Source organism: Ideonella alba (assembly GCF_018069845.1).
In the GTDB taxonomy this organism is placed as follows: domain Bacteria; phylum Pseudomonadota; class Gammaproteobacteria; order Burkholderiales; family Burkholderiaceae_C; genus Ideonella; species Ideonella alba.
The window spans coordinates 84393-110475 of record NZ_JAGQDD010000012.1 but is presented as its reverse complement, the minus strand read 5'-3'; the positions used below and the strand labels follow the sequence as shown (position 1 = coordinate 110475).

Below are 26083 nucleotides of genomic sequence, written 5' to 3'. Positions count from 1 at the left end.
GGTTCTCAGGTGCGATTTAAGCACGGAACTTCGAGGTGATCGGGTAGCGCCAATCGCGTCCGAAGGCGCGGTGGGTGATGCGGATGCCGATCGGCGCCTGACGGCGCTTGTACTCGTTGATCTTGATGAGCCGGGTGACCTTGTCCACGTCGGCCGCATTGAAGCCTGCGGCAATGATCGCCTCGATCGGCTCGTCGTCCTCCATGTAGCGCGCCAGGATGGCGTCCAGCACCTCGTAGGGCGGCAGGCTGTCCTGGTCGGTCTGGTCGGGACGCAGTTCCGCCGAGGGCGCCCGGGTGATGATGCGCTCGGGGATCACCGGGCCGATGCTGCCGTCGGCGCGGTGCGTCGGCTGCTGATTCTTCCATTCGCACAGGCGGTAGACCAGGGTCTTGGCAACGTCCTTGATCACCGCGAAGCCGCCGGCCATGTCGCCGTAGAGCGTGCAGTAGCCAGTGGCCATCTCGCTCTTGTTGCCAGTGGTCAGCACGATGGCACCGGTCTTGTTGGACAAGGCCATCAGCAGCGTGCCGCGGATGCGCGCCTGGATGTTCTCCTCGGTGGTGTCCTCTGGCAGGCCGGCGAACTGGCCAGCCAGCGAGGCCTTGAAGGCGTCGAACATCGGCGTGATGCCGATCTCGTCGTAGCGCACGCCCAGGCGCTCGGCCATGTCACGCGCATCGATCCAGGAGATGTCGGCGGTGTAGGGCGAGGGCATCATCACCGCCCGCACCCGCTCAGCCCCCAGCGCATCCACCGCCACCGCCAGCACCAGGGCCGAATCCACCCCGCCCGACAGGCCGATGATCGCCCCGGGAAAGCCGTTCTTGCCCAGGTAGTCGCGCACGCCCACGACGAGCGCGCGCCAGACCTGCTCCTCGGGCCCCGGGATGGGGGCGAGCGCACCCCTGACCTGGCCGTCGGCGCTCACCTGCAGCGGCCACACCGCCGGCTCGAAGGACGGCGCGCGGGCGCGCACCACCCCGGTGGCGTCCACCGCGAAGGAAGCGCCGTCAAAGACCACCTCATCCTGGCCGCCCACCAGATGGGCGTACAGCAGCGGCAGACCCACCTGGCGGGCGCGCTCGGCCATGCGGGCCTCGCGCTCGTCGTGCTTCTCGACATGGAAGGGCGAGGCATTGAGCACGCACAGGACCTGGGCGCCGGCCTCGCGCGCCAGGGCAGCCGGCTCATCGAACCAGGCGTCCTCGCAGATCAGCAGGCCAAAGCGCAGGCCCTGCACCTCGAACACCACCGCGCCCTGCCCGGCCTCTCGACCGGTGGCAAAGTAGCGTCGCTCGTCAAACACCTGGTAGTTGGGCAACTCGCGCTTGTGGTAGGTCGCCAGCACCTGGCCGCCGGCCAGGACCGAGGCTGAATTGAACCGCCGGGGCAGCGAGAACGAGCGCGATGCGGGCCCATGGGCCTCGGTCCACGAACTCGGATGACCCACCACCAGATGAAGGCCCTCGCAATCGGACAACTCCATCGCCAGCGCCTGCAGCGTGCGCTCGCAGGCGGCCATGAAGGCGGGGCGCAGCAGCAGGTCCTCAGGCGGGTAGCCGGTCAGGCTCAGTTCGGGCGCCAGCACCAGCCGGGCCCCAGCGGCATGCGCGCTGCGGGCCGCTTCGGCCAGCAGGCGGGCGTTGCCGGCCAGGTCGCCGACCGTGGCATTGATCTGGGCCAGCGCAACGCTGACAGGGGCCTGGGAGGTGCTCATGGACAAGGATGACGTGGACAGCGCCGATTATTCCATCGAGGTCTGCGCCGACCCTGCTGCCATTGCGGCCGATGCCTGGAACACGCTGCTGGCCGCGCAGAGCGAGCCCACCCCCTTCATGCGCCATGAGTTCCTGCTGGCGCTGCATGCCGGAGGCTGTGCCGCCGCGGCCACCGGCTGGGCACCGCGCTTCGTGCTGCTGCGCCGTCAGGGGCGGCTGGTGGCGGCGGCGCCGGCCTGGCTGAAGGCGCATTCCTGGGGCGAGTACGTGTTCGACTGGGCCTGGGCCCAGGCCTATCAGCGCCACGCCCTGCCCTACTACCCCAAGCTGGTGGTGGCGGTGCCGTTCACGCCGGTGCGCGGCAGCCGGCTGCTGGCCGAGGACGGCGCCGCCCGACAGGCGCTGCTGGCCGCGCTGCAGGCCCTGGCGCGGCAGGAAGACGCCTCCGGCGTGCACCTGCTGTTTGGTGATGCGGTGGACCAGACCGCCGCGGGTGCCGCGCGCTGGCTGCCGCGCCACGGTGTGCAGTTCCACTGGCAGAACCGCCCCGGCGAGGGCTGGCCCGACTGGCCCGCCTACCTGGCCGACCTGAAGCGCGACAAGCGCAAGAAGATCCAGCAGGAACAGCGGCGTGTGGCACAGGCCGGCGTGGCGCTGCAGGTGCTGGAGGGCCCGGCGATCCGCGATGAGGACTGGGCCTTCTTCCACCGCTGCTACACCGCCACCTACCTGGCGCACGGCCATGCGCCCTATCTGGACGAGGCCTTCTTCCAGCGCGTGGGTCGCACGCTGCCGGCGCACTGGCTGATGGTGGTGGCCACGCAGGGGGAGGCGCGGATCGCGGCCTCGCTGCTGGCCATCGACCGCGCCCGCGGCATCGCCTGGGGCCGGCACTGGGGCGCGCTGGCCCAGGTGCCCTGCCTGCACTTCGACGCCTGCTACTACCGGCCGCTCGAGTGGTGCATCGACCAGGGCTTCCAGCGCTTCGAGGGGGGTGCCCAGGGCGAGCACAAGATGGCCCGCGGCCTGCTGCCCGAGCCCACCGGCTCGGCGCACTGGATCGCCCACACGGGCTTTGCCGAGGCGATTGCCGATCACCTCGGCCGAGAGGGCCGGGGCATCGAGGCCTACCTCGATGAACTCGGCGAGCACAGCCCCTTCAAGGCCGCGCCCGCCTGAGGGCGCTCAGCAAGGCCGCGCCCGTTCAAGGGCGCTGAAGGGGCTGATCAGGCCTTCTTGGCCTTCTCGGCGTCGTAGGCGGCCATGCCGTCGACGATTTCCTTCTTCGCCGCCTCGGGGCCTTCCCAGCCGGTCACCTTGACCCACTTGCCGGGCTCCAGGTCCTTGTAGTGCTCGAAGAAGTGCTGGATGCTCTTCAGGCGCATCGGGTTCAGGTCCTCCGGCTTGTTCCAGCCGCTGTACAGCGGCAGGATCTTCTGGATGGGCACCGCGATCAGCTTGTTGTCGCCGCCAGCCTCGTCGTCCATCTTCAGCATGCCGATCGCGCGGCAGGTCACCACCACGCCGGGGATCAGCGGCACGGGGGTGATCACCAGCACATCGACCGGGTCGCCGTCGGCGGCCAGGGTGTTGGGCACGTAGCCGTAGTTGGTCGGGTAGTGCATGGCCGTCGACATGAAGCGGTCGACGAACAGCGCGCCCGATTCATGGTCGACCTCGTACTTGATCGGGTCGCCGTTCATCGGGATCTCGATGATCACGTTGAACTCTTCGGGCGCCTTGTCCCCGGGCGTCACGTTGTGCAGGCTCATGGTGGTTCTCTCGGTGCGATTGGAGGGGAAAACCCGGATTCTACGGGCCGCCCTTGCCGCGCCCTGACATGCGACTGTCCTTGACGCACCGCAGGAAAACACCATGCTGAGCCTGGGCTTCCTCCACTAGCATGGCCGGCGCCGACCCCGGGGGAGAGGCGATGAGTGCGCCCAAGCCGCCGGGATCAGATCATTCGATGGGTCTGTGAGAGGAAGGAGAACATTTGATGTCCACCACCGTGGCGCTCTATGTCGCGCTCGCGTGCGGCCTGCTGGCCGTCGTCTATGGCTTCGTTCAACGAGGCTGGATCCTGAGCCAGGATGCGGGCAACGCCCGCATGCAGGAGATCGCCGGGGCGATCCAGCAGGGTGCCGCCGCCTACCTGGCGCGCCAGTACAAGACCATCAGCATCGTCGGCGTGGTGCTGGCGGTGCTGATCTTCTGGCAACTGGGCAGCACCACCGCGGTGGGCTTCGTGCTGGGGGCGGTGCTCTCGGGCGCCTGCGGCTTCATCGGCATGAACGTGTCGGTGCGCGCCAACGTGCGCACCACGCAGGCCGCCACCAAGGGCATCGGCCCGGCGCTGGACGTGGCCTTCAAGGGCGGCGCCATCACCGGCATGCTGGTGGTGGGTCTGGGCCTGCTGGGCGTGGGCGCCTTCTTCTGGTACCTCAGTGGCGGCACGCAGGCTGATTCGGCCACGTTGAAGCCGCTGCTGGGTCTGGCCTTCGGCTCCAGCCTGATTTCCATCTTCGCCCGCCTGGGCGGCGGCATCTTCACCAAGGGCGCCGACGTGGGCGCCGACCTGGTGGGCAAGGTTGAAGCCGGCATCCCTGAAGACGACCCCCGCAACCCCGCGGTGATCGCCGACAACGTGGGCGACAACGTGGGCGACTGCGCCGGCATGGCCGCTGACCTGTTCGAGACCTACGCCGTCACGCTGATCGCGACGATGGCGCTGGGCGCCCTGCTGGTGGCCAGTTCGGCCAGCATGGCCGCGGCGGTCTATCCGCTGATGCTGGGCGGCGTGTCGATCATCGCCTCGATCATCGGCTGCAGCTTCGTCAAGGCCAGCCCCGGCATGAAGAACGTGATGCCGGCGCTGTACAAGGGCCTGATCATCGCGGGCGTCATCTCGCTGGTGGCTTTCTACTTCGTCACGGCGCAGATGTTCCCCAACGGTCTGGCGCTGGCCGCGGGCGGCACGGTGTCGGCCATGGCACTCTTCGGCAGCTGTGCCGTGGGCCTGCTGCTGACCGCCGGCATGGTCTGGATCACCGAGTACTACACCGGTACCCAGTACGCACCGGTGCAGCACGTGGCGCAGGCCTCCACCACCGGCCACGGCACCAACGTGATCGCCGGTCTGGGCGTCAGCATGAAGTCCACCGCGTGGCCGGTGATCATGGTCTGCCTGGCCATCATCGCCGCCCACTCGCTGGCCGGCCTGTACGGCATTGCCGTCGGTGCCACCGCCATGCTCAGCATGGCCGGCATCATCGTCGCGCTGGACGCCTACGGCCCGATCACCGACAACGGTGGCGGCATCGCCGAGATGGCCGAACTGCCCGACAGCGTGCGTGATGTGACCGACCCGCTGGACGCGGTGGGCAACACCACCAAGGCGGTGACCAAGGGCTACGCCATCGGCTCGGCCGGTCTGGCCGCGCTGGTGCTGTTCGCCGACTACACCCACGCGCTGGAGGCGCATGGCCTGAACGTCACCTTCGACCTGTCGAACCACATGGTGATCGTCGGCCTGTTCATCGGCGGCCTGATCCCCTACCTGTTCGGCGCCATGGCGATGGAGGCCGTCGGCCGCGCCGCCGGCTCGGTGGTGGTGGAAGTGCGCCGCCAGTTCCAGGGCGGCGAGATCATGGCCGGCAAGAAGAAGCCCGACTACAGCGCCGCGGTCGACATGCTGACCACGGCGGCGATCAAGGAAATGATCGTCCCGTCGCTGCTGCCGGTGGTGGTGCCGATCATCGTCGGCAAGCTGCTGGGCCCGGCCGCACTGGGCGGCCTGCTGATGGGCACCATCGTCACCGGCCTGTTCGTCGGCATCAGCATGTGCACCGGCGGCGGCGCCTGGGACAACGCCAAGAAGCTGATCGAGGAAGGCTTCACCGACAGCAACGGTGTCGTCCACAAGAAGGGCTCCGAAGCGCACAAGGCGGCGGTCACCGGTGACACCGTGGGCGACCCCTACAAGGACACCGCCGGCCCGGCCGTCAACCCGTTGATCAAGATCATCAACATCGTGGCGCTGCTGATCGTGCCGCTGCTGCCTGGCGCGGGTACCGCCAGCCACGGCGCGGCCGCCACCCACGCCTCGCCGCCGGCGGTCACCGCCCCGGCCACGGCCGAGCCGGCGGCCCCGGCGCCGGCCGTGGTGGCCAGCGCCGCCTCCAACTGAACCGGCGCAAGCCGTGCACCCTGGCCGCCTTCGGGCGGCCTTTTTCATGGACCCGGCGCTGCTTGTGGCTATGCTCGCACCATGGCCCTGCCCTGGCTCCAAGACGACACCCCGTTCCCGCCCACCGCGCTGGCGCTGGACGATCGCACCGACGCACCCGGACTGCTGGCGGCCGGCGGCAGCCTGTCGGTGCCCCGGCTGGTCGAGGCCTACCGGCGCGGCATCTTCCCCTGGTTTGGCCCCGGCCAACCGGTGTTGTGGTGGTCGCCCGACCCGCGCATGGTGCTGCCGGTGGCCGAGTTCAAGCTGTCGCGCTCGCTGCGCCGCAGCCTGCAGCGCTTCCTGGCCGATCCGGCCTGCGAGATCCGCTTCGACCACGACGTGCGCGCCGTCATCAGTGCCTGCGCCACCACGCCGCGGCATGGCCAGCGCGGCACCTGGATCGTGCCGTCGATGGTGGCGGCCTACATCGAACTGCACCGCGCCGGTGTGACGCACAGCGTCGAAACCTGGGTCGACGGGCGGCTGGTGGGCGGCCTGTACCTGAACCTGGTCGGCCGCATGGTGTTCGGCGAGTCGATGTTCGCGCACCGCACCGATGCCTCGAAACTCGCGCTGTGCGCGCTGGTCGCCTGGTGCCGCGGCCACGGCCTCGACTGGATCGACTGCCAGCAGGAGACCGCGCACCTGGCCAGCCTGGGCGCGCGGCCGATCGGCCGCAGCCGCTTCGAAGCCCTGCTGGCCGACCGGGTCGATGCCGCGCCGCCCGCCTGGACCTATGATCGGCGCCACTGGAACCACCTGCTGCCCTTGTCCGAGCCGATGTGACGCACCCCAAGGAAGCCCCGTTTGCGTCGTTGCAGTTCTACGCAACCGCTCCGTATCCCTGCAGCTACCTGCCCCACCGGCAGGCCCGCTCGCAGGTGGCCACCCCCGGCCACCTGATCCACGCCGAGACCTATTCGGCGCTGGTCGCCTGCGGATTCCGCCGCAGCGGCCTGTTCACCTACCGGCCGCTGTGCGACGGCTGTCGCGCCTGCGAGCCGATGCGGCTGCCGGTCGAGCGCTTCGCCCCCAACCGCAGCCAGCGCCGCTGCTGGAAGAGCCACGGCCACCTGCGCGCCCGGGTGATGCGTCTGGGCTTCGCCCAGGAGCACTATGCGCTGTACCTGCGCTACCAGGCGGGCCGCCACGCCGGTGGCGGCATGGACCATGACAGCGTCGACCAGTACACGCAGTTCCTCCTGCAAAGCCGTGTCAATTCGCGCCTGGTGGAGTTCCGCGAACCGGTGGAGGGCGGCGGTCCGGGCGTCCTGCGCATGGTGTCGATCGTCGACATCCTCAGTGACGGCCTGTCCGCGGTCTACACCTTCTACGACCCCGACGTGCGGGCCAGCTACGGCACCTATGGCGTGCTGTGGCAAATTGAGCAGGCCCGGCAGATGCAACTGCCCTACCTGTACCTGGGCTACTGGATCACCGACAGCCCGAAGATGGCCTACAAGGCGCAGTTCCGCCCGCACCAGCGCCTGGTCGATCAGCGCTGGGTCGACGTCGACAGCTGACGGTCGATCGGCGCTGGCTGCACTTCGTCGCATGAGGCTGGTCACCCGGCCTGCGGCCCCCTAGGCTGAGACCACTCGTCTTGCCCCAGGAGCCATCGATGAAGCCCACCCGCCTTGCCCTCGCCGCCACCGCCCTTGCCCTGTGCGGGCTGGCCCAGGCCGACACTGCCGAACAGCAGCGTCCGCTGGGCAGCTTCCACCGGATCCGGGTGGAGGGCTCCTTCGACGTGCAGGTCTCGCCCGGAACGGCCGTCCAGGCCCTGGTGCGAGGCGACGCCAAGCTCCTGGCCAAGGTGCTGACCCAGGTGGAGGGGGATACGCTGGTCGTGCGACCCGCCGAGCGCATCGGCTGGATGCAGGGCACGCCCCAGGTGCGGGTGCAGGTGCCGGCGATCGACATGGTCGAGCTGCTGGGCAGCGGCAACCTGGCTCTGCAGTCCTTCAAGCTGCCGGCCCTGACGGTGCGCGTGGCCGGCTCGGGCGATGTGGACGGCCGCGAGCTGCAGGTGGAGTCGCTGGAGGTCCGGCTGTCGGGCTCCGGCGATGTGCGACTCAGCGGTCGATGCACCACGGCCGCCATGGCGGTGGCCGGCAGTGGCGACATCTCGGCAGGCGATCTGGACTGCCGACAGGTCCGGATCAGCGTGGCTGGCAGCGGCGACGCCAGTGTGCGCGCCAGCGAACGCCTGGATGCCAGCGTCGCGGGTTCGGGTGATATCCGCTACCTGGGTCGGCCCCCACAGGTGCAGCGCGCCAGCAGTGGCAGCGGATCGATCCGGCCCGCGGACTGAGGGCCCTTCCCGGGGCGCCTCTCAAGTGGCGCCCCCTGCGGCCGATACAGTGGCGTCGACCTGCCCGCGTCCGGGCGGGGTTCCCACGTCCATTCCAGCCGCTGCCATGCCCAAAGCCCTGATTCGACTGCTGCGCGCCGCACTCGTGACCTGCCTTGGCGCCAGCGCCATCGCCCAGGCGGACAGCCCGGGCTATCGGTTCTCGCCGGTCAACCAGTACGGCATCAACCTGACCGCCTCGTACTGGAACCCGATCATCTCGTACGTCAGCGAGAAGAGCGGTGTGCGCCTGAACCTGAAGATCGGCCGCACCTCTGCCGACACCACGGCCTATGTGCTGGCGCAGGAGGTCGAGTTTGTCTTCACCAACCACCTGTTCAGTCCCGAACGCGAGAAACTCGGCTGGCGCGTCTTCGGTCGCCGGCAGACGCCACCGGTGCAAGGCGTGGTGATCGTGCCGGATGACTCGCCGATCACCAGCCTGGCGCAGTTGCAGGGCAAGGAAGTGGTGTTCCCCGGCCCGGAGGCCACGGTGTCCTACAAGTTTCCGTACGCCCACATGCTGTCGAAGAAGATCGACGTCAAGGTGGTCTTCGGCGGCAACACCGACGGCGCCCTGGTGCAGCTCTTTTCCGGCAAGGCCGCTGCCGCCGGCGTCAACTCGCAACTCGCCGAGGGCTATGCCCGCCGTGAGGGCAAGAAGTACCGCGTGCTCTGGGGCACCGAGCCGCTGCATGACCTGGCGCTGATGGTGTCATCCAAGGTCCCCGAGCGCGACGCCCAGGCCGTGGCCAGTGCCTTCATCAACATGCACAAGGATCCGGTGGGCAGAGACCTCCTGCTCAAGGCCTCGGAACAGGTGGGCCTGACCGCCGAGGCCTACTTCGTGGCCTCCGACGGCAGCGAGTACGCGCCCTACCGCCGTTTCTACCAGACGGCGCCCGCGTCACTGCACTGAGCGTCCGTGGCGCTGCTGCGACTGCTGCTTCCCCGGTCACTGGTCGGCCGGGTCTTCGGGCTGTACACGCTGGCCCTGGTGGGATTCGTGGCCGGCGGACTGCTGCTGTTCTACCGCTTCCAGTTCACCACCCAGCTTGAGCGGACCGAGGACCAGGTGGCCACGCTGGCCACCGTCATCGCGCCAGCCGTGGCCGACGCCGCGGTGATTGGCGACTACGACACGATCAAGCATACGCTGGAGCGCTCGCTGCGCAACTCGGACATCGGCGCCGCCCAGTTCATCGACGTCAGCGGCGCCCAGGTCAGCGCCAGCTATGACACGCCGCTGGACGTGGACCCACCGCGGTGGCTGGCCAGCTTGTTTGCCGATCGGCTCTACGACTCCAACCTGCCGATCTCGGTGGGTGGCCGCGACTACGGCGTGCTGCGCCTGCAGATCGCGCCGGACCGTGTCGCCGGCAGCCTCTGGCAGCAGACCCGCATGGCGCTGTGGCTGGCCCTGGCAGGCCTGGTCTTCGGCCTGCTGCTGATCCGCTGGCCGCTGACCAACTGGCTGGGCAACCTCGACCGCATCCGCCACCTGCAGGCCGAGCTCCAGGCCGGCACGGCGGCCAGCCAACCAGGGCTGTCGGCCGACGCGCCAATCGAGTTTCGCCAGACCTTCGAGGTCCTCAACCAGGCCGCTGCCAGCCTGCAGGCGCAACGTGAGCAGGCGGCGGTGACGCTGGGGGCGATCGGCGATGGCGTGCTCACCCTGGACCGCGGCGGGCGCATCATCGTGGCCAATCCGGCGGCCAAGGCCATGCTGGCCGCCGATGGCCGCACGCTGCTGGGCGAGCCCGCCCATCTGGCGCTGCCCGACATCTTTCCAGGCCCGCTGGACAGTCGCCCCTGGGAGCACCGGCTCTGCCAACTTGGGCACGGCGATCACCGGCGTGTGCTCGACACCACCCTCACTGTGGTCCACGGCGGCGACACCGGTGGGCAGGTGGCGGGCTATGTGCTGGCCTGCCGGGACATCAGCGAACAGCACGCACTGGACCAGCAACTGCGGGCCGAGGTCGCCAGCCGCGAGGCGGCGCTGGTGTCGCTGCGTGGCGTGCTGGAGGGCCTGCTGCACGACCGCAGCCCCGATCTGGACCCCACCGGCAGCGACGGCACGCTGCAGGCGGTCACGCGCCTGATTGCTGCGCTGGTGGCGCAGCTGCAGGCACGCGGCGACCAGCTCGACGCCATCTTCACCCTCAGCCCCGACGGCTTCGTGTCCTTCGACCGCGATGGCAGGATCAGCCTGGTCAGCCCGGCCTTCCAGGCCCTGACCGGCCTGCAGGAGTCGACGCTGCTGGGGCTGGATGACACGGGCCTGTTCGCCCTGCTGCATCGCCACGCCGCGGCCGATGCGCCCCCGCCAGACGCCACCCGGCTGCGCCACAACCGCGACGATGGCGCCCCGGTGCGCGTGGTGCTGGAGCTGGCGCGGCCCCAGCGGCGTGCGCTGGAACTGGGCCTGCATGCCGGCGGCGGCGGCGCCGTCAGCCAGGTGCTGCATGTGCGCGATGTCACGCATCAGACCGAGGTGGATCGGCTGAAGAGCGAGTTCCTGTCCACCGCCGCCCACGAGCTGCGCACACCCATGACCAGCATCCACGGCTTCGTCGAGCTGATGCTGATGCGCGAGCTGGGCCCCGAGCGTCGACGCGACGTGCTGGAGACGGTCCGGCGCCAGACCCAGCTGATGATCGCCATCCTCAATGAGCTCCTGGACCTGGCGCGCATCGAGGCGCGGCAAGGCAAGGACTTCAGCTACGAACTGCTGGACCTGGCGGCCCTGGCGCGGGAAGTGGCCAGCGACTGGATCGCCCCGGAAGGCCGTGCGCCGATCCGCCTGGCGCTGCCCGAGAGGCGCAGCGCGCTGGTCAGCGCCGACCGTCTCAAGCTGCGCCAGGCGATCGGCAACGTCACCAGCAATGCCTACAAGTACTCCAGCCAGGGCGAGGTCACGATGACCCTGGTTGAGCCGCCCCCGGACAAGCCGGGCGCCGTCGGGCTGCGCATCAGCGACGAGGGCATCGGCATGACGCCTGAACAGCTGGCCCGCGTGACCGAGCGCTTCTACCGCGCCGATGCCTCGGGCAATGTGCCGGGCACCGGTCTGGGCATGAGCATCGTCGAGGAGATCATGACCCTGCAGGGTGGCGGGCTCAGCGTCGAGAGCACGGCCGGCGTCGGCACCGCGGTGACGCTGTGGCTGCCCCTGGCACCAACTCGGGCAAACCCCAGCGTCAGCGACTGAGACCCTCGGGTCTTTCGAGCCTCTTCGTGGGATAATGGGAAGTTGACTGGCGTGCGCGCAGGATCCTGAGGGTGCGTCGCGGCGCTGGTAGTCGAAGACTCGAAATCAAGGAGGTCATTCTGGCCAAGGACGATCCCAAGACGGCCATCGATGCCGGTGGTCTGCGTTACCGTTCCAAAGTGGCTGGGTCGCCGTTCTCGGCGACCGGCGCCTTCGGCGCCGCCACGATGTCCTGTTTTCTGTGCGGCAAGCATCGCCCCCGGGCGCAGCTGAAGACCCGCAAGCTGCTGGGCAAGGCACAGGCGGTGTGTGCACCGTCCTGCAAGGAGCTCGAAGAGCTCCTGAACAAGAAGGCCTGATGGCCCACGGGGCCCGCCACCGCCAGGTGCCGGGCCCCGTTCCTTTCCACGATGTCCGACCCCGACCGCCTGCCCGACACCGCCGAGGCGCTCTTCGCGCCTCCCGAGCCGGCCCCGCTGTCCCGGCGTGAACGCGCCGCCGTCATCGCCCGCATCGAGGCCCTGATGGAGTACTGGGGCATCACCACCGATGACCTCGCCGACGAGGCCGCGCTGCCCGCAGCGCCACCGGCACCTGCGCAGCCGGCAGTCATCAAGTACCGCCACCCCGTGAGCGGCGACACCTGGGACGGCCAGGGCGCCCACCCCGACTGGCTGCGCAAGGCGCTGCTGCAAGAGGGCTACCGCGTCGACGAACTGCGTCCGCCACCCGCTGAACCGGCGCCCTGAGCGCCGCCCGCCGGGCTGGCTATAGTCGGTGGCCGAACCGATCCACCACGCCACCCGATGTCCCTCGATCCCCTGCTGCTGGCCTTGGCCCTCGCAGCCTTGCTCCTTGGTGCCCTGCTGGGGTGGTGGATGGCCACCGCCCGCGCGCGCGCCGACAGCGCCGCCCTGCAGGAGCGTGTGGCCGGGCTGGGCCAATCCCTGGCGCTGGAACGCAGCCAGCATGAGGCCTTGCGCGCCCAGGCCGAGACCTGGCGCCGGGAGCTCGATGAGGGCAGCAACCAGCTTGCCCGCTGGCAGGAGCGTGCCGAATCACTGGGCGAGCAACTGGCCACGGCACAGGCCGCACTGGGCCAGACCCAGAGCCGCATCACCGCGCTGAGCGAGGCCCAGGCCAGCACCCAGGCCGAACTGGCCGACACCCGGGCGCGTCTGGACAGCGAGCGCCGCAACGCCGAGCTGCGACTGAAGGAACTGCAGGATGCACGCGAAGCGCTGTCGCTTCAGTTCAAGGCCCTGGCCAACGAGATCCTCGAGGACAAGTCGCGCCGCTTTGCCGAACAGAACCAGGCCAGCCTGTCGCAGCTGCTGGACCCGCTGCGACAGCAGCTGGGCGAGTTCAAGGGCAAGGTCGAGGAGGTCTATGTCCAGGAAGGCAAGGACCGCAGCGCGCTGGCCGAGCAGGTGCGCCAGCTGGCGGCCCTGAACCAGGCTCTGAGCCAGGACGCCAAGGACCTGACGCGGGCCCTCAAGGGCCAGGCCAAGACCCAGGGCAACTGGGGCGAGCTGGTGCTCGAGCGCGTGCTGGAGGCCTCCGGCCTGCGCAAGGGCCACGAGTACCGGGTGCAGGACAGCCAGACCCGCGAGGACGGCAGCCGGGCCCAGCCCGACGTGGTGATCGAGCTGCCCGAAGGGCGCAGCCTGGTGGTCGACGCCAAGGTCTCGCTGCTGGCCTACGAGCGCTTCGTCAATGCGGCCGACGACGATGCGCGCGCGGCCGCGCTGCGCCTGCACCTCGAATCGGTGCGCAAGCACATCCGCGACCTGTCCGAAAAGGGCTACCAGCAGCTCTACGGCCTGCAGTCGCTGGACTTCGTGCTCGCCTTCGTGCCGGTGGAGCCCGCCTTCATGCTGGCGGTGACCAGCGACGGCGAGCTGTTCATGGACGCCTGGCAGCGCAATGTGTTGCTGGTCAGTCCCTCAACGCTGCTGTTCGTCGTGCGCACCGTGGCCCACCTGTGGCGCCAGGAAGCGCAGAACCGCAATGCGCAGGAGATTGCCCGCCGCGGCGCCGAGCTCTACGACAAGCTCTGCGGCTTCGTCGCCGACCTGGAGAAGGTGGGCGAGCGGCTGAAACAGACGCGCGACGCCTTCGATGGCGCGCAGGCCAAGCTGCATGCCGGCCGCGGCAATGTGATCCGCCAGGCCGAGATGCTGCGCGAGCTGGGCGTGAAGCCCACCAAGCAACTGCCCGAGGGCCTGCTGCAGCTGGCCCAGGACGCCGAGCCGCCCGCTGCCACCTGAGCGCGGCACCGTCGCCCTGCCCTGTGGGCCGCGCAGTGGCACGGGCCCGGCCATCGCCTGGCCCAGCAAGGACCCTTGAAAAGCAAAAGGCCCGGTACCTTGCGGTACCGGGCCGTTGCCGTTTTCAATGGTCGGGGTGGCGGGATTCGAACTCGCGACCCCTTGCACCCCATGCAAGTGCGCTACCAGGCTGCGCTACACCCCGACGAAGCTCGCAGTATAGCCTGAAATCAGGCACTTTCAGACATCGAGCAGATCGCGAATCGCCAGAAGCTCCTGGCGGACATGGCGGGTGCTCAGGTGCACCGGCAGATCATCCAGGCTCAGCTCGATGACCTCGACGCCAGCGCTGCCGTCGCTCACCTCGGGCTCCTGCGCGGTCAGCTCGGCCGCACCGCTGCCAGAGGCCATCGCGGCGGCGTCGCTGAGCCGGTTGCGGGCCCCACTGATGGTGAAGCCCTGGTCGTACAGCAGGTCGCGGATGCGGCGGATCAGCAGCACCTCGTGGTGCTGGTAGTAGCGGCGGTTGCCGCGCCGCTTGACCGGCTTGAGCTGCGTGAACTCCTGCTCCCAGTAGCGCAGCACATAGGGTTTGACGCCACAGAGCTCGCTGACCTCACCGATGGTGAAGTAGCGCTTCGCCGGAATATCCGGCAGGCGTTGGTCCCGCTCTTCCATGACAAATCAAGGCCCTGGCCCAGAGGACCTCAGACTTTACTCGAAGTCTTCGTCCGGGGACACGTCGCCCTGGACCAGCGCCTTCAACTTCTGGCTGGCGTGGAATGTGACCACATTGCGTGCAGCAATCGGGATGGCCTCGCCGGTGCGGGGATTGCGGCCGGGCCGCGGCGCCTTGCGCCGGATCGTGAAGTTGCCGAAGCCCGAGAGCTTCACATCCTCACCCGACACCAGCGCGGCGTTGACGATCTCGAAGAAGGCCTCGACCATGTCCTTCGACTCACGCTTGTTCAGGCCCAGGCGCTCGAACAGCAGTTCGCTGAGCTCGGCCTTGGTCAGCGTGGGCGTCTCCAGGCTGGGCAGGATGACCAGCGGTGAGGCACCGGCGGCGGGCGTGTCGTCGATCGACTGTTCTGTGTTCATGGTGTGTCTCGCACCGAAGTCTGGCAAGTTCTCAGCCACGCAGGCGGGCGCCAAAAGCCGTCTGGGCGCGGGCCACCGCGGCCGCCATCGCGGCCTCGATGCGCTCGTCGGTCAGCGTGGCCTCGTCGTCCAGCAACTCCAGCCGCAGGGCCAGGCTGCGCTCACCGGCGGCGATGTCGGCGCTGGGCACCTTGGGCCGGTAGATGTCGAACAGCGTGACCTGGCGCACCAGCGGATCGTCGGCCAGCGTGGCGACCAGCGCGTCATGCGCCACCTGGTCGGACACCACCAGCGCCAGATCGCGCAGCGCCGACTGCTGGCGCGGCACCGCCTGCGCCTGCGGCACCGGCCGCTGCTGTACGGCCGCCAGGTCCAGCTCGAACATCAGCGGTGCCGACGGCAGCTCATAGGCCTGGCGCCATTTCGGATGCAACTCGCCCAGGTGGCCGATGGTCACCCCATCCAGTTGCACCGCGGCGCAACGCCCCGGGTGCATCGCCGGGTGCTCAGCCGCCACGAACTCGGCGGTGCGCGGCGCCAGCAGGCGCTCGACGTCGGCCTTGAGGTCGAAGAAGTCGACGCTGCGCTCGGCTTGGCCCCATTGCAGTGCGGCGGCCGGCCCCCAAGCCAGGCCCGCCACGCGCATCGGCTGCGACACCCCTGCCACGCTGGTATCGGTGGAGGCCACCGAGGCGTCACGGCGGAACACCCGGCCCAGCTCGAAGACCCGCACGCGCGGCGCCTTGCGTGCCAGGTTGTACTTCAGCACGCCCACCAGGCTGCCCAGCAGGCTTGAGCGCATCACGGCCAGCGGCGCGGCGATCGGGTTGAGCACCTGGATCGGGTGGGGGTTGCCGGCCAGCTCGTGCTCCCAGCGCGCTTCGACGAAGCTGAAATTGATCGTCTCCTGGTAATCGAGCGCCGCCAGCGCATGGCGCACCGCGTGGGCGCCGCGACGGGCCTCGACGCGCACGCGGGCCGTCACCGGGGCCTGCGGCGGCGTGTCGGGCAGTTGCTGGTAGCCCAGCACGCGCGCCACCTCCTCGATCAGGTCTTCCTCGATCGTCAGGTCGAAGCGCCAGCTGGGCGGCGTCACGGTGAGCTCGCCATCGGCCTCGGTGAACGGCAGGCCCAGGCGCTGCAGCACGCTGGCGCACTGGGCCTGGGTGACCGGCATGCCGATCACCTTGGCGGCGCGCGCCACGCGCAGGCGCACGGGTGCGCGCTGCGGCATCGCCGGCTGCACATCGGTCACCGGACCGGCCTGACCGCCGCAGATCTGCTGCACCAGCGCGGTGATGCGCTCGATGTGCTCGACCGTGCCCTGCGGGTCGACGCCGCGCTCGAAGCGGTGTCCGGCGTCGGTGGCGAAGTTGTAGCGGCGCGAGCGGCCGGCCACGGCAGCGGGCCACCAGAACGCGGCCTCGATGTAGATGTTGGCGGTGTCATCGGACACCGCGGTGGCGTCGCCACCCATGATGCCGGCCAGCGACTCCACGGCCTGGTCGTCGGCAATGATGCCGACCTGCCCGTCCAGCTCGACCGTGTTGCCGTTGAGCAGCTTGAGCGATTCGCCCGCGCGTGCCCAGCGCACCTGCAGGCCGCCGTGGATCTTGTCCAGATCGAAGATGTGCGAGGGGCGGCCGTACTCGAACATCACGTAGTTCGAGATGTCCACCAGGGGGCTGACCGAGCGCTGGCCGCAGCGTGCCAGCCGCTCGACCATCCAGGCCGGCGTGGCCGCCTTCGGGTTGACGCCACGCACGATGCGGCCGCTGAATCGCCCGCACAGGTCGCTGGCCTGCACCTCCACCGCCAGCGTGGCGTCGATCGCCGGCGCCACCGGGGCGATGGCGGGCGTGACAAGCGGCGCGCCGGTCAGCGCGCTCACCTCGCGGGCGATGCCGTAGACGCTCAGGCAGTGCGCCAGGTTGGGTGTGAGCTTGAGGGTGAACAGCGTGTCGTCGAGGTTCAGGAACTGGCGGATGTCCTGGCCCAGCGGGGCGTCGGCGGGCAGCTCCAGCAGGCCGCCGTGGTCTTCGCTGAGCTTGAGCTCGCGCGCCGAGCACAGCATGCCGAAGCTCTCGACGCCGCGCAGCTTGCCCACCTTGATCGCGAAGGGCGCACCGCCGTCTTCCGCCGGCGGCAGCTCGGCGCCCACCAGGGCCAGCGGCACGCGGATGCCGGCGCGCGCGTTGGGCGCGCCGCAGACGATCTGCAGCGGGCCGTCCTTGCTGTGCGGGCCGGCATCGACACGGCACACCCGCAGGCGGTCGGCGTTGGGGTGCTGCTCGGCCTCGACGATCTCGGCCACGACGATCTTCGAGAAGGCCGGCGCCACCGGGCGCATCTCTTCGACCTCCAGACCCGCCATGGTCAGCAGGTCAGCCAGCTCGGCGGTGGTGATGGCGGGGTTGCAGAACTCGCGCAACCAGGACTCGGGGAATTGCATGGGTCAGATCCGATGGATGTTCTTGGAACGGCGGGTGCGGCGCGGCATCACTGGAACTGCGCCAGGAAGCGCAGGTCGCCGTCGAAGAACAGGCGCAGGTCGTTGACGCCGTAGCGCAGCATCGTCAGGCGGTCAAAGCCCATGCCGAAGGCGAAACCGATGTAGCGCTCGGGGTCGAGGCCGAAGTTGCGCACCACGTTCGGGTGCACCTGGCCGGAGCCGGCCACCTCCAGCCAGCGGCCCTTGAGCGGGCCGGAGGCGAAGGCGATGTCCACCTCGGCCGAGGGCTCGGTGAACGGGAAGAACGACGGCCGGAAACGGATCTGCAGGTCGTCGGTCTCGAAGAAGGTGCGGAAGAAATCGGCGAACACCACCTTCAGGTCCTTGAAGGACACGTTCTCGCCGATCCACAGGCCTTCGCACTGGTGGAACATGGGCGAGTGGGTGGCGTCGCTGTCGACGCGGTAGGTGCGGCCGGGGGCGATGACGCGGATCTCGGGCATGCCGCGGCCCGCGGCCAGCGCGGCGGCGTGCTTCTTCACGTGCTGCACCGCATAACGCACCTGCATCGGGCTGGTGTGGGTGCGCAGCAGGTGGCCCGAGCCATCCGGCGCCACGGTGTCGACGTAGAAGGTGTCATGCATCGACCGCGCCGGGTGGTCGGCCGGCGTGTTCAGGGCGGTGAAGTTGAACCAGTCTTCCTCGATCTCGGGGCCGTCGGCCACATCAAAGCCCATTGAGCCGAAGATGGCCTCGACCCGCTCCATGCTGCGCGAGACCGGGTGCAGCCCACCCAGACCGCGCGGCTGGCGTCCCGGCAGGGTGACGTCCAGCGCCTCGGCGCGCAGCTGCGCCTGCAGCTCGGCGTCGGCCAGCGCGGCGCGGCGCTCGGTCAGCAGCGACTCGATCGCCTGCTTGGTCTGGTTGATCTCGGCGCCACGGGTCTTCTTCTCCTCGTGGCTGAGCGCGGCCATGCCCTTGAGCAGGTCGGTGACGCGACCGGCCTTGCCCAGGAAGCGGGCCTTGGCGTTCTCCAGCTCGGCCGGTGTCACGGCGGCGGCGAAGTCGTCGCGCGCGGCCTGCACCAGTTGTTCGAGATCGTTCATTGCAAGCAGGGAAAAAATGAAAAAAGGCCGCACCGGCAGGTGAGGCCTTCGAGGTCCTGAGGGCGCTGCCGGCGCAGTGGCACCGGCGGCAGCCTCCAGAGGATCAAGCGAGCTGGGCCTTCACCTTGTCGACGATGGCAGCAAAAGCGGCCGGATCGTGGATCGCCATGTCCGACAGAACCTTGCGGTCCAGGTCGATCTGGGCCTTCTTCAGGCCGGCGATGAACTTGCTGTAGGTCAGGCCCAGACCACGCGTGGCGGCGTTGATACGGGCAATCCACAGCTGGCGGAAGACGCGCTTCTTGGTGCGGCGGTCACGGTAGGCGTACTGGCCCGCCTTCATCACCGCCTGCTTGGCGATGCGGAAGACGTTCTTGCGGCGGCCGCGGAAACCCTTGGCCAGGGCCAGAACCTTCTTGTGACGAGCGCGGGCGGTAACACCACGTTTGACGCGAGGCATGTGTTGACTCCTTCTTGGTGGTGATTACAGACCGGCGAACGGCAGCATCTGCGCCATGTGACCCATGTTGGTCTCATGCACGTTGGCTGCACCACGCAGGTGACGCTTGTTCTTGGTGGTCTTCTTGGTCAGGATGTGACGCTTGAAGGCTTGGCCGCGCTTGACGGTGCCACCCGGGCGGACGCGGAAGCGCTTCTTGGCGCTGCTCTTGGTCTTCATCTTGGGCATGTGATGCTCCTTATCAATGACCTCTGCTGGGCGGCCCCACGGGCGTGGTGCACTTGATGGCCTGCAGCGGCTTTTCTTCATCGCCCCGGTGACCAGACCGGGGCGCGAATCGGTTAAGACTTCTTCTTCGGTGCCAGCACCATGATCATCTGGCGGCCTTCGAGCTTGGGCATGTGCTCGACCACCGCCACATCCGCCAGTTCATCGCGGATGCGCTCCAGCAAGCGCATGCCGATGTCCTGGTGGGTGATCTCACGGCCCCGGAAGCGCAGCGTGACCTTGCCCTTGTCGCCGTCCTCGGCGATGAAGCGGCGCAGGTTGCGCATCTTGATGTTGTAGTCGCCTTCGTCGGTGCCGGGCCGGAACTTGACTTCCTTGACCTCGATGACCTTCTGCTTGGACTTGGCTTCAGCGGCGCGCTTCTGCTCCTGGTACTTGAACTTGCCGTAGTCCATCAGCCGGCAGACCGGCGGATCGGCCTGGGCCGCGATCTCGACCAGATCCACGTCGTGTTCGGCCGACAAGCGCAGCGCCTCCTGGATGCTGACGATGCCCAGCGGCTCGTTCTCGGGGCCGTTCAGGCGCACGGTGGAAGCGGTGATCTCGCGGTTCAGTCGGTGCTTGCGCTCGACATTGGGAATCCGGCGGTCGAGAAAGGTAGCGATGGTTCAAACCCCTGCAACAGGCCCCGAGGCAAGAACGGAGCCCGACACAAAAACTCTGGAGCGCAAAAAAGCCGAGGCGTCCTCAGACCTTGGCTGCGATGTCGGACGCGAGCTTCGCAAGGAAGTCGCTGACCGGCATCACCCCCAGATCCTGGTTGCCCCGGGCGCGCACCGCGACGGCCCCGCTTGCCTTCTCCTTGTCACCAATGACCAGGATGAACGGGACCTTCTGCATGGAATGCTCGCGGATTTTATACGTGATTTTCTCGTTGCGCAAATCCGCCTGAGCCCTAACTCCTTGTTTTTGCAGCGTTTTCACCACTTCCTGCACGGCATCGGCCTGGGCGTCGGTGATATTGGCCACCACCACCTGGGTCGGTGAGAGCCACAGCGGCAGCGCGCCGGCGTGCTGTTCGATCAGGATGCCGATGAAACGCTCCAGGCTGCCGACGATGGCGCGGTGCAGCATCACCGGGTGGCGGCGGCTGCCGTCCTCGGCCACGTACTCGGCGCCCAGGCGCTCGGCCATGAAGAAGTCCACCTGCATGGTGCCGCACTGCCACTGACGGCCCAGCGCGTCCTTCAGCGTGTATTCGATCTTCGGGCCGTAGAAGGCGCCATCGCCCGGCGAGACGACGAAGTCCACGCCGCTCTGGCGCAGGCTTTCCATCAGCGCATGCTCGGCCTTGTCCCAGGCCTCGTCGCTGCCGATGCGCTGCTCGGGCCGCGTGGCGACCTTGTAGAGGATCTCGGTGAAGCCGAAGTCCTGGTAGACCTTCTGCAGCAACGTGGTGTAGGCCAGGCACTCGGGCAGGATCATGTCCTCGGTGCAGAAGATGTGGCCGTCGTCCTGCGTGAAGCCGCGCACCCGCATGATGCCGTGCAGGCCACCGGTGGGCTCGTTGCGGTGGCACTGGCCGAACTCGCCAAAGCGCAGCGGCAGGTCGCGGTAGCTCTTGATCCCCTGCTTGAAGATCAGGATGTGACCGGGGCAGTTCATCGGCTTGAGCGCGTAGTCGCGCTTCTCCGATTCCGTCGTGAACATGTTCTCGCGGTACTTCTGCCAGTGGCCGGTCTTCTCCCACAGGCCCTGGTCCAGCAGTTGCGGACCCTTGACCTCCTGGTAGCCGTTGTCGCGGTAGACGCGGCGCATGTACTGCTCCACCTCCTGCCACACGGCCCAGCCCTTGGGGTGCCAGAAGACCGTGCCGGGCGAGTGCTCGTCGATGTGGAACAGGTCCAGCTCGCGTCCCAGGCGACGGTGGTCGCGCTTCTCGGCCTCCTCCAGCATGGTCAGGTACTGCTGCAGCTCTTCCTTCGTGGCCCAGGCGGTACCGTAGACGCGTTGCAGCATCTCGTTGCGGTGGTCGCCGCGCCAGTAGGCACCGGCCACCTTCATCAGCTTGAAGTGCTTGAGCTTGCCGGTGCTGGGCACGTGCGGGCCGCGGCACAGGTCCTCGAAGGCGCCTTCGCGGTACAGCGAGACATCCTGGTCGGCCGGGATGCTGCCGATGATCTCGGCCTTGTAGTGCTCGCCCAGGCCCTTGAAGTACGCCACCGCCTCGTCGCGCGGCAGCACGCGGCGCACCACCGGCTCGTCCTTCTTCGCCAGCTCGGCCATCTTTTTCTCGATGGCTTCCAGGTCCTCGGGCGTGAACGGGCGCTTGTAGGAGAAGTCGTAGTAGAAGCCGTTCTCGATGACCGGGCCGATGGTCACCTGGGCTTCGGGGAACAGCTCCTTGACCGCATAGGCCAGCAGGTGGGCGGTGGAGTGGCGGATCAGCTCCAGGCCTTCGGGCTGCTTGTCGGTGATGATCGCCAGCGCACTGTCCTGATCGAGCAGGAAGCTGGTGTCCACCAGCCGCGCGGCCTCGCCACGGCCGACCTTGCCGCCCAGCGCGGCCTTGGCCAGGCCGGTGCCGATCGAGGCGGCCACGTCGGCCACCGTCAAGGGGGCCGGGTACTCGCGCTGGGAGCCATCGGGCAGCGTGATCGTGATCATCGGGCAATCTCCTTCGGAAATGAAAAAAGCGCAGCTGCTGCAGCCGCGCTTTCTTCAGGAACAGGGGTGACGTGGGGTCGTGTGTATTCCAGCCGCGGCCGACTAAACCTCAGTGACGAAGGTCGTAGTTCGCGGTGTCATAACCCGTGTCGCCTTTCTCTGCTCTTGTGGTGGGGATGTCCCGATTGTAGCCGCCCTGGCGCCCGGCGAAGGCAACGCCGACCCGATCCGGACGATCCGGCACCGGGCGCGCAGCGGGCTGCACGCCGGCCAGCCGCCCGGTGGGCGCTCAGTAGCGGCGAACGGTCTGCCCGTCGACCACCACGCGGTCGCCGGTGCGCAGGTCACCGATCTGGGCCAGGTTGAAGGTGCGCACCTGGCCACCGTCGATCGCGACCTGCACGCGGTAGCGACCGGCCGGCTGGGTGTTGTGCTTCTCGATCTCGTTGCCGGCCACCGCGCCGCCCACCGCACCGACGATGGTGCCGGCGGTGCGGCCGCTGCCGGAGCCGATCTGGCGGCCGACCACGGCGCCCACCACGCCGCCGATCAGCGCCCCGGCGCCGCTGGTGTTCTCGCGCGGCGAGACATCCTCGATGTTGCGGATGGTGCCGTACTGCAGCCCGGCGCGCTGGCCCGACCAGGTGGCGCCTTCCTCGTAGACCGGCGCCTGGCGCGGGTTGGCGCAGGCGGCCAGCAGGCCGGCGCAGACGATGACGGTGGACAGACGGAGCAGACGAGTGTTCATGGCATGAGGCAAGGTCACGGCCGACGGGCCGCGCATGGTCTCTCAACGCCGCAGCCCCCGGTCCGGTTGGCCGAGGATGTAACCGGTGGTTCAGACCAGCGGCTCGATCACCAGCGGCCGGCCGCCGTTCACCGCCTCGGCGAACTCGTCGGCCAGACGGCGGCTGGCGTCAATGGCGGTGCGCCAGCAGCGCATCCGGCCCGCCAGGTCGTCGCCGAAGCGCCGGAAATCGTCCCGGTCGGGCAGCTTGCCGCCGGGCAGGCCGGCGATCCACTCGGCTGAGGGCACCATCAGCACCACACGGTCGAGCGCGCGGGTGGCGCGGTGGCGCCCGCGCAGGCCCTTGTCCAGCCAGCCCGGCACCACGCTGGTCTGGAAATGGGGGTAGAGCACCAGGCCATCGTGCGCCAGCTGGTCGTAGCGCAGGTGCAGGTGGTAGTCGGTGATGCCGCCGTCCCAGTAGGCGCCCGGCGGCGCGCCGGGGATGTCGTGCACCGCCTTCAGCCAGAACGGGATCGAGCAGCTCGCCAGCACCGCCGGTTGCAGGTTGCCCGCGGTCAGCGCGACCTGGCGCGTGCGAAAGTCGTCCAGCGGCAGCGGCAGCGGATCACGCGGGTCGGAAAAGACCACGCGCTCGAGCCAGCCGCCCAGCGCCCGGCGGCTGGCCAGGTTGCTGAAGAAGGCGGCCCCATAGCCCAGGGGGGTGCGCAGCCGCCCTTCCCGGCCGAGCAGGTGGCGGCCGCGGCTGGTGAAGACATGCAGCCTGCGCCGTGGATGGGACAGCAGTTCGTCCGACACCGCTGCCACCTGCGGCACCAGGGTGTCGTTGAAGACCGCGCTGACCGTGGCCGCGCTCGGCGGGCGGCCGGGCTCGTGCGGGTAGTCCTGCGCCACATAGGCGTCGGCCAGACGCGCCAGCGCCGCGTCGGCATCGCCGCGGCAGGCGGCCGCCATGCGCCAGGCGCCGATCGAGGCGCCCAGCAGATGAATCGTCGGACCATCGCCCGCCAGCCAGTGGCCGAACAGGAAGCGGTCCAGCGGGTTCAGCACCAGGCCCTTGGGACCACCCGCGGCGGCCGGCACCACGCGCACATCCTGCGGCCGCCAGCCGCGCTCCTGCAGCCAACGGCGCGCCGTCGGGCCGGCCAGCACGCGCAGCGCGGGAGCGGCCATCGGGGTCAGCGCTTGAGCTTGGCGAAGGCCGCGGCCATCGCGCCCTGGGCCTCGGGCTGACGGGCGCCGCCACCGCCGTGGCGCTCCTGGCGCGCGGCCGGCCGAAAGCTGTTGTCGCTGCCACGTGACTTGGGCGCCGCCGCCGCGTCCAGCTTCATCGTCAGGCTGATGCGCTTGCGCGGCAGGTCCACCTCCAGCACCCGCACCTTGACGATGTCGCCGGTCTTCACCACCTCGCGCGCGTCATTCACGAACTTGTTCGACAGCTGGCTCACATGCACCAGGCCGTCCTGGTGCACGCCCAGGTCGACAAAGGCGCCGAACTGCGCGACGTTGGACACCGTGCCTTCCAGCACCATGCCCTCCTTCAGGTCCTTGATGTCCTCGACGCCGTCGTTGAAGCGGGCCACCTTGAAGTCGGGGCGCGGGTCGCGGCCGGGCTTTTCCAGCTCGGCCAGGATGTCCTTCACGGTGATCGCACCGAAACGATCGTCGGCGAAGGCCTCGGGGCGCAGCTTGCGGATCACGTCGGCGTTGCCGATCAGCTCCTGGATCGGCCGGCCCGCGGCGGCAATGATCTTCTCGACCACCGGGTAGGTCTCGGGGTGCACGCCCGACAGATCCAGCGGGTTGTCGCCCCCGCGGATGCGCAGAAAGCCCGCCGCCTGCTCGAAGGTCTTGGCGCCCAGGCCGGCCACCTGCAGCAGCTGCTGGCGATTGGCGAATCGGCCGTTGGCCTCGCGCCAGCGCACGATGCTGCCGGCCACGGCGTTCGACAGGCCCGAGACCTGCGCCAGCAGCGGGGCCGAGGCGGTGTTCAGGTCCACGCCCACCTTGTTCACGCAGTCTTCCACCACGGCGTCCAGCGTCCTGGCCAGCTCGCTCTGGTTGACATCGTGCTGGTACTGGCCGACCCCGATGCTCTTGGGCTCGATCTTCACCAGTTCGGCCAGCGGATCCTGCAGCCGGCGCGCGATCGACACCGCGCCGCGCAGGCTCACATCCAGATCCGGCAGCTCCTTGCTGGCGAACTCGGACGCCGAGTAGACCGACGCGCCGGCCTCGCTGACCACCACCTTTTCCAGCTTCACGTCAGGGGCCAGGCTGGCGATGCGCTTGATCAGGTCGGCCGCCAGCTTGTCGGTCTCGCGGCTGGCGGTGCCGTTGCCGATGGCGATCAGGTTCACGCCATGCGCCGCCACCAGGCGGCCCAGCGTGTGCAGGCTGCCCTCCCAATCGCACTTGGGCTCGTGCGGATAGACGGTGCTGGTGGCCAGCACCTTGCCGGTGTCGCTGACCACCGCCACCTTCACGCCGGTGCGGATGCCGGGGTCCAGACCCATCACAACGCGCTGGCCGGCGGGGGCGGCCAGCAGCAGGTCGCGCAGGTTCTCGGCAAAGACCTTGATCGCGGTGGCCTCGGCCGCTTCGCGCAGGCGGGCGAACAGGTCGCGCTCCAGGCTCATCGACAGCTTGACCTTCCAGGTCCAGGCGATGGTCTTGCGGATCAGCTCATCACCCGGGCGCTTGCCATGGCGCCAGCCCAGGTGGTGGGCGATCCGGCCCTCGGCCAGCGTGGGCTGGCCCGGCACGACCTCCTCGTCCAGCACCAGCTTGGCGTCCAGGATCTCCAGCGCCCGGCCACGGAACACCGCCAGCGCGCGGTGGCTGGGCACGGTGCGGATCGGCTCGTCGTAGTCGAAGTAGTCGCGGAACTTGCTGTGGTCGGGGTGGTTCTCGTCCTTGCCCGGCGCCAGCTTCGACTGGAACAGGCCCTCAGCCCACAGCCATTCGCGCAGCGTGCCCACCAGACCAGCGTCCTCGGCCCAGCGCTCGCTGAGCAGGTCGCGCACGCCGTCGAGCACCGCGAAGGCGTCCGCAAAGCCGGCCTCGGCCAGCTTGGCAGCGCCGCCGTCATACGCGGCGACAAAGGCCTGCGCCTCGGTCAGCGGGTCCAGGGCCGGATCAGCGAACAGTCGATCGGCCAGCGGCTCGATGCCCGCCTCGCGGGCGATCATGCCCTTGGTGCGCCGCTTGGGCTTGTAGGGCAGGTACAGGTCTTCCAGCTCCTGCTTGGTGGGCGCCGCCTCGATCGCCGCGCGCAGCTCCGGCGTCAGCTTGCCCTGCTCGTCGATGCTCTTGAGCACCGCGGCGCGGCGGTCCTCCAGCTCGCGCAGGTAGGCCAGACGGGACTCCAGCTCGCGCAGCTGGATGTCATCGAGGCCGTCGGTGGCCTCCTTGCGGTAGCGGGCGATGAACGGGACGGTGGCGCCACCGTCGAGCAGTTCGACGGCGGTGTTGACCTGGGCGGGCCGAACCTTCAGCTCGGCCGCGATCTGCAGCAGGATCTTGTCCAAAA

At 69.0% G+C, this 26083-nt stretch carries 23 protein-coding genes and 1 tRNA gene; 10 read left to right on the top strand and 14 right to left on the bottom strand.

Annotated features, from left to right (window positions below; translation table 11 throughout):
* Positions 1-16: 16 nt before the first annotated feature.
* A complete protein-coding gene (locus KAK03_RS15930; RefSeq protein ID WP_210855130.1) occupies positions 17-1720 on the bottom strand; it encodes an NAD+ synthase in 1704 nt (567 codons plus the stop codon).
* Here KAK03_RS15930 and KAK03_RS15925 point away from each other — a divergent pair.
* The gene (locus KAK03_RS15925; RefSeq protein WP_210855128.1) at positions 1719-2900 is read left to right on the top strand and encodes a GNAT family N-acetyltransferase; all 1182 of its coding nucleotides are present in this window, start codon (positions 1719-1721) and stop codon (positions 2898-2900) included. The genes KAK03_RS15930 and KAK03_RS15925 overlap by 2 nt on opposite strands.
* A gap of 47 nt (positions 2901-2947) precedes the next feature.
* On the opposite strand, the gene ppa is transcribed toward KAK03_RS15925, so the two are convergent.
* Entirely contained in the window at positions 2948-3493 is a 546-nt protein-coding gene (ppa, locus tag KAK03_RS15920; protein WP_210802375.1) for an inorganic diphosphatase, read from the bottom strand.
* 227 nt (positions 3494-3720) lie between these two features.
* Between ppa and KAK03_RS15915 the strand changes: the two genes are divergently transcribed.
* The 9 genes from KAK03_RS15915 to KAK03_RS15875 all read left to right on the top strand — a co-directional run bounded on the left by KAK03_RS15915 (position 3721) and on the right by KAK03_RS15875 (position 13789).
* A complete protein-coding gene (locus KAK03_RS15915) occupies positions 3721-5910 on the top strand; it encodes a sodium-translocating pyrophosphatase (RefSeq protein ID WP_210855127.1) in 2190 nt (729 codons plus the stop codon).
* 81 nt (positions 5911-5991) lie between these two features.
* A complete protein-coding gene (gene aat / locus KAK03_RS15910) occupies positions 5992-6738 on the top strand; it encodes a leucyl/phenylalanyl-tRNA--protein transferase (protein ID WP_210855125.1) in 747 nt (248 codons plus the stop codon).
* The gene (locus KAK03_RS15905; protein ID WP_210855124.1) at positions 6735-7475 is read left to right on the top strand and encodes an arginyltransferase; all 741 of its coding nucleotides are present in this window, start codon (positions 6735-6737) and stop codon (positions 7473-7475) included. The genes aat and KAK03_RS15905 overlap by 4 nt, the downstream gene beginning before the upstream one ends.
* Positions 7476-7573: 98 nt before the next feature.
* On the top strand, positions 7574-8266 hold the full coding sequence (locus KAK03_RS15900) for a head GIN domain-containing protein (RefSeq protein WP_210855122.1): 693 nt from the start codon (positions 7574-7576) through the stop codon (positions 8264-8266).
* A gap of 106 nt (positions 8267-8372) precedes the next feature.
* On the top strand, positions 8373-9224 hold the full coding sequence (locus tag KAK03_RS15895; protein ID WP_210855120.1) for a phosphate/phosphite/phosphonate ABC transporter substrate-binding protein: 852 nt from the start codon (positions 8373-8375) through the stop codon (positions 9222-9224).
* Between the two features lie 6 nt (positions 9225-9230).
* The gene (locus KAK03_RS15890; RefSeq protein WP_210855119.1) at positions 9231-11519 is read left to right on the top strand and encodes a PAS domain-containing sensor histidine kinase; all 2289 of its coding nucleotides are present in this window, start codon (positions 9231-9233) and stop codon (positions 11517-11519) included.
* Positions 11520-11638: 119 nt separating this feature from the next.
* Entirely contained in the window at positions 11639-11878 is a 240-nt protein-coding gene (locus KAK03_RS15885) for a hypothetical protein (RefSeq protein WP_210855188.1), read from the top strand.
* Positions 11879-11929: 51 nt separating this feature from the next.
* Positions 11930-12268, top strand: coding sequence for an H-NS histone family protein (locus KAK03_RS15880; protein ID WP_210855117.1), 339 nt, complete (start codon positions 11930-11932; stop codon positions 12266-12268).
* 57 nt (positions 12269-12325) lie between these two features.
* Positions 12326-13789, top strand: a complete 1464-nt coding sequence (locus KAK03_RS15875; protein WP_210855115.1) for a DNA recombination protein RmuC — start codon at positions 12326-12328, stop codon at positions 13787-13789.
* A 128-nt stretch (positions 13790-13917) separates the two neighbouring features.
* Here KAK03_RS15875 and KAK03_RS15870 read toward each other — a convergent pair.
* The 12 genes from KAK03_RS15870 to KAK03_RS15815 form a co-directional block, all read right to left on the bottom strand.
* Positions 13918-13994, bottom strand: a tRNA-Pro gene (locus tag KAK03_RS15870).
* 35 nt (positions 13995-14029) lie between these two features.
* Entirely contained in the window at positions 14030-14467 is a 438-nt protein-coding gene (locus tag KAK03_RS15865; RefSeq protein WP_210855113.1) for a MerR family transcriptional regulator, read from the bottom strand.
* A gap of 36 nt (positions 14468-14503) precedes the next feature.
* The gene (locus tag KAK03_RS15860) at positions 14504-14890 is read right to left on the bottom strand and encodes an integration host factor subunit alpha (protein ID WP_210855111.1); all 387 of its coding nucleotides are present in this window, start codon (positions 14888-14890) and stop codon (positions 14504-14506) included.
* Positions 14891-14921: 31 nt separating this feature from the next.
* Positions 14922-17342 (bottom strand): phenylalanine--tRNA ligase subunit beta, encoded by a 2421-nt coding sequence (gene pheT, locus KAK03_RS15855; RefSeq protein ID WP_210855110.1) that lies wholly within the window; start codon positions 17340-17342, stop codon positions 14922-14924.
* A 47-nt stretch (positions 17343-17389) separates the two neighbouring features.
* Positions 17390-18448 carry a phenylalanine--tRNA ligase subunit alpha gene (gene pheS, locus KAK03_RS15850; protein WP_210855108.1) on the bottom strand — a complete coding sequence of 353 codons (1059 nt, stop codon included), beginning with the start codon at positions 18446-18448 and terminating at the stop codon, positions 17390-17392.
* A gap of 103 nt (positions 18449-18551) precedes the next feature.
* On the bottom strand, positions 18552-18908 hold the full coding sequence (rplT, locus tag KAK03_RS15845; RefSeq protein WP_210802364.1) for a 50S ribosomal protein L20: 357 nt from the start codon (positions 18906-18908) through the stop codon (positions 18552-18554).
* 24 nt (positions 18909-18932) lie between these two features.
* Positions 18933-19136, bottom strand: coding sequence for a 50S ribosomal protein L35 (gene rpmI, locus KAK03_RS15840; RefSeq protein ID WP_210802363.1), 204 nt, complete (start codon positions 19134-19136; stop codon positions 18933-18935).
* Between the two features lie 113 nt (positions 19137-19249).
* On the bottom strand, positions 19250-19801 hold the full coding sequence (infC, locus tag KAK03_RS15835) for a translation initiation factor IF-3 (RefSeq protein WP_210855186.1): 552 nt from the start codon (positions 19799-19801) through the stop codon (positions 19250-19252).
* 82 nt (positions 19802-19883) lie between these two features.
* Entirely contained in the window at positions 19884-21803 is a 1920-nt protein-coding gene (thrS, locus tag KAK03_RS15830) for a threonine--tRNA ligase (RefSeq protein WP_210855107.1), read from the bottom strand.
* Between the two features lie 289 nt (positions 21804-22092).
* Positions 22093-22551 (bottom strand): glycine zipper 2TM domain-containing protein, encoded by a 459-nt coding sequence (locus tag KAK03_RS15825; RefSeq protein WP_210855105.1) that lies wholly within the window; start codon positions 22549-22551, stop codon positions 22093-22095.
* A 90-nt stretch (positions 22552-22641) separates the two neighbouring features.
* The gene (locus KAK03_RS15820; protein ID WP_210855104.1) at positions 22642-23724 is read right to left on the bottom strand and encodes a patatin-like phospholipase family protein; all 1083 of its coding nucleotides are present in this window, start codon (positions 23722-23724) and stop codon (positions 22642-22644) included.
* A gap of 5 nt (positions 23725-23729) precedes the next feature.
* Positions 23730-26081, bottom strand: coding sequence for a Tex family protein (locus tag KAK03_RS15815; protein WP_210855101.1), 2352 nt, complete (start codon positions 26079-26081; stop codon positions 23730-23732).
* Positions 26082-26083: the final 2 nt, after the last annotated feature.